This is a genomic window from Luteibacter sp. P4_E6 (assembly GCF_056401535.1).
The window spans coordinates 1-3,261 of record NZ_JBFUJE010000445.1; the positions used below are offsets into that span (position 1 = coordinate 1).

The 3,261-nt window shown below is 63.1% G+C and carries 5 protein-coding genes; 4 read left to right on the forward strand and 1 reads right to left on the reverse strand.

Annotation, left to right across the window (positions count from 1 at the left end):
• The coding region (gene asnS, locus AC1DT2_RS18895) for an asparagine--tRNA ligase (RefSeq protein ID WP_477298006.1) at positions 1-1,087 on the reverse strand (1,087 nt) is incomplete at its 3' end.
• A 126-nt stretch (positions 1,088-1,213) separates the two neighbouring features.
• Between asnS and AC1DT2_RS18900 the strand changes: the two genes are divergently transcribed.
• The 4 genes from AC1DT2_RS18900 to rplI all read left to right on the forward strand — a co-directional run bounded on the left by AC1DT2_RS18900 (position 1,214) and on the right by rplI (position 3,006).
• On the forward strand, positions 1,214-1,540 hold the full coding sequence (locus AC1DT2_RS18900) for a HesB/IscA family protein (RefSeq protein WP_063571735.1): 327 nt from the start codon (positions 1,214-1,216) through the stop codon (positions 1,538-1,540).
• Positions 1,541-1,780: 240 nt separating this feature from the next.
• The gene (gene rpsF, locus AC1DT2_RS18905; RefSeq protein WP_477298008.1) at positions 1,781-2,203 is read left to right on the forward strand and encodes a 30S ribosomal protein S6; all 423 of its coding nucleotides are present in this window, start codon (positions 1,781-1,783) and stop codon (positions 2,201-2,203) included.
• A gap of 15 nt (positions 2,204-2,218) precedes the next feature.
• On the forward strand, positions 2,219-2,449 hold the full coding sequence (rpsR, locus tag AC1DT2_RS18910; protein WP_029214018.1) for a 30S ribosomal protein S18: 231 nt from the start codon (positions 2,219-2,221) through the stop codon (positions 2,447-2,449).
• A gap of 110 nt (positions 2,450-2,559) precedes the next feature.
• The gene (gene rplI, locus AC1DT2_RS18915; RefSeq protein WP_213948423.1) at positions 2,560-3,006 is read left to right on the forward strand and encodes a 50S ribosomal protein L9; all 447 of its coding nucleotides are present in this window, start codon (positions 2,560-2,562) and stop codon (positions 3,004-3,006) included.
• Positions 3,007-3,261: the final 255 nt, after the last annotated feature.

Here is a 3,261-nt window from a genome sequence, read left to right on the forward strand (position 1 = left end):
CTTCGGGGTAGTTCATGACGACCACGGGGCGGCCGATATGTTCCTCGGCGAGGTAGCGCTCATGTTCCGTCTGCAGGTCGATGCCCCAGGCGACCGGGTGTTCGAACTTCTTGCCCGACTTCTGCAGGATCTCGACGGCCTCGGTGTACTGGATGCGCTCGAACGGCTTGGCGATGAACGCTTCCAGGCGCGAGATCGCGTCCGGCTGGATGCGCTCGGCGAAGAAGGCCATATCGTCGGCGCGCTCGTCGAGCACCGCCTTGAAGATGCCCTTGAGGAACAGCTCGGCCAGGTCGGCCATGTCGTTGAGGTCGGCGAACGCGACCTCGGGCTCCACCATCCAGAACTCGGCCAGGTGGCGGGTGGTGTTCGAGTTCTCGGCGCGGAAGGTGGGGCCGAAGGTGTAGACCTTGCTCATCGACAGGGCGTAGGCCTCGACGTTGAGCTGGCCGGAGACCGTCAGGAACGCTTCGCGGCCGAAGAAATCCTTGCGCCAGTCGATGCCGCCCTTGTCGTCGCGCGGCAGATTGGCCAGGTCCAGGGTGGACAGGCGGAACATGTCACCGGCGCCTTCGGCGTCCGAGGTGGTGATGATCGGCGTATTGATCCAGAAAAAGCCCTGCTCGGTGAGCAGGCGGTGGATCGCCATCATCATGGTGTGGCGTACACGGGTCACGGCACCGAAGAGGTTGGTGCGCGGGCGCAGGTGGGCGACCTCGCGCAGGAACTCCATGGAGTGCTGCTTGGGCTGGATGGGATAGGTGAGCGGATTCTCGACGAAGCCGGTCACTTCGATGCGGGTGGCCTGGATTTCGTAGGCCTGGCCCTTGCCCTGGGAAGGGACGAGCTTGCCCGTGGCGATGATGCCGGCGCCGGCCGAGAGGCGTTTCACGTCCGTCTCGTAGTTGGCCAGGTCGGCGGTGGCGACCACCTGGATCGGGGCGAAGCAGGAGCCGTCGCTCACGTTCACGAAGGACAGGCCGCCCTTGGATTCACGCAGGGTGCGGACCCAGCCGCGTACAGTGACTTCGTGCTCCGCTGCGGTCGTGCCGCCAGCGAGGGCCTGCTTGACGCTTACCACCGTCATCGATTGAAACTCCAGAAAAGGCACCGCACATTAATGAGGGCGCATGGGACGCGACCCTGCATGATAATGTAAGGGCCACGTGAACGGCAGCGTTCTCCCGATATACCACGGTAAAAAAACGTCTTCATGAGCATTCAGATCACTCCCGCCGCTTCCGACCGCATGCGCGCCTTCCTCGACAAGGCCCCCGAGGCCGCGGGCGTACGCTTTTCCGTCAAGCGGATGGGCTGCTCGGGCTTCGGCTACGTGGTCGATCTGGCCGGCGCCATCGCCGCCGACGACCAGGTCATGGATATCGACGGTATCCGCGTGGTGGTCGACCCCAAGAGCCTGCCCCTGGTCGAGGGCACCCTGATCGACTTCCAGCGCCAGGGCCTCAACGCTTCCTTCGTCTTCCACAACCCAAACGCCACGGGTGAGTGCGGCTGCGGCGAATCCTTCACCGTCGCCTGAATAGGGACATGTGGGAGCCGATTCATCGGCGAAAAGCCTACGAAGCGGTATAGCCGGGCGCCATCGCCGGCATAGCCGGCTCCCACAAAGAGCCGCCCTCCAAGCCCTGCACCCTTGCGGCAACCCCCGGTTTCTCCTTACAATGCGCGGCTGGCTCTCCCCAAAGGAGGGTCTTCTTGCCTCACCGCACGTTGCGGGAGGCTGCCATCCCCGCAAGGGGTGCATCCACAAGGAGTCACCATGCGTCATTATGAAGTTGTGTTCATGGTCCACCCGGACCAGAGCGAACAGGTGCCTGCCATGATCGAGCGCTACAAAGCGCTGATCGAAGGCGACAACGGCAAGATCCACCGCCTCGAAGACTGGGGCCGCCGTCAGCTGGCTTACCCGATCGCCAACCTCGCCAAAGCTCACTACGTGATGCTGAACATCGAGGTTTCGCAGAACGCCCTGAACGAGCTCGAGACGGGCTTCCGCTTCAACGACGCCGTCCTGYGCCACCTCGTGGTTCGCCGCGACGAGGCCGACCTCGAGCCGTCCTTCATCCTTAAGAGCAAGGAAAAGGACGAGCAGAAGGGTTCGCGTCGCCGTGACGACGACGACGGCAGCGACGATCGCCGCGGCGGTCGCGATAACGACAACGATCGCGACAGCGACGACTAATCGGGGATCACAGCCATGTCTAAATTCTTCCGCCGCCGCAAGTTCTGCCGTTTCACCGCCGAAGGCGTCAAAGAGATCGATTACAAGGATCTCAACACCCTTCGTCAGTACGTCACGGAGAACGGCAAGATCGTCCCGAGCCGCATCACGGGCACGAAGGCACGCTACCAGCGTCAGCTGGCGACCGCGATCAAGCGCGCTCGCTTCCTCTCACTGCTGCCGTACACCGACAACCACGACGTCTGATCACCCTGCGCCCTCCCGTTATCGGTGAGGGCGCCCGGTTTCAGGCATTTCGGACAACCGTCCTGGCTGCACGGGGCCCATTCCGTGCTAACGAAAAGTAAGGAAATACCATGGAACTCATCCTCCTCCAGAAGGTGAAGAACCTCGGTGACCTCGGCGACAAGGTCAGCGTCAAGCCGGGTTACGGTCGTAACTTCCTCCTTCCGACTGGCAAGGCCGCTCGCGCGACCGCCGCCAACCTCGAAGCGTTCGAAGCACGTCGTGCCGAGTACGAAGCCAAGGCCAAGGAGCATCTCTCCGGTGCCGAGGCTCGTGCCGCCAAGCTCGACGGCGCCGAGGTCACGATCGAAGTCAACGCTTCGCCGGAAGGCAAGCTGTTCGGCTCGGTCACGCCGCGCGACGTTGCCGAAGCCCTGACCGCGAAGGGTCTGGAAGTCGACAAGAGCGAAGTGATCCAGGCCGAAGGCCCGTACCGCAATGTTGGTGAGTACGATGCAGTTGTCGTGCTCCACGCCGACATCCAGCAGACGGTCAAGGTCAAGGTGGTCGGCGCGTAAGCTCCGAAACCCCCTGAGATCCTCGGAAGCGGGCGCCGAAAGGCGCCCGTTTTCGTTTCGCCCACAGGTTATCCACAGACTTATCCTCTCACCGGGTGAGACATCCCCGCGTATCATGGCCACACGGCCAGGCTGTCCCGGCCAGGGGCGCCGTCAGCAACACGAGGTATTCCATGTCCTTCAATCCCGAGCGCGGTGAGCGCGGAGACCGCAAGCGTCGTCGTGAGCCCACGCCGTTCGACTCGCTGCGTATTC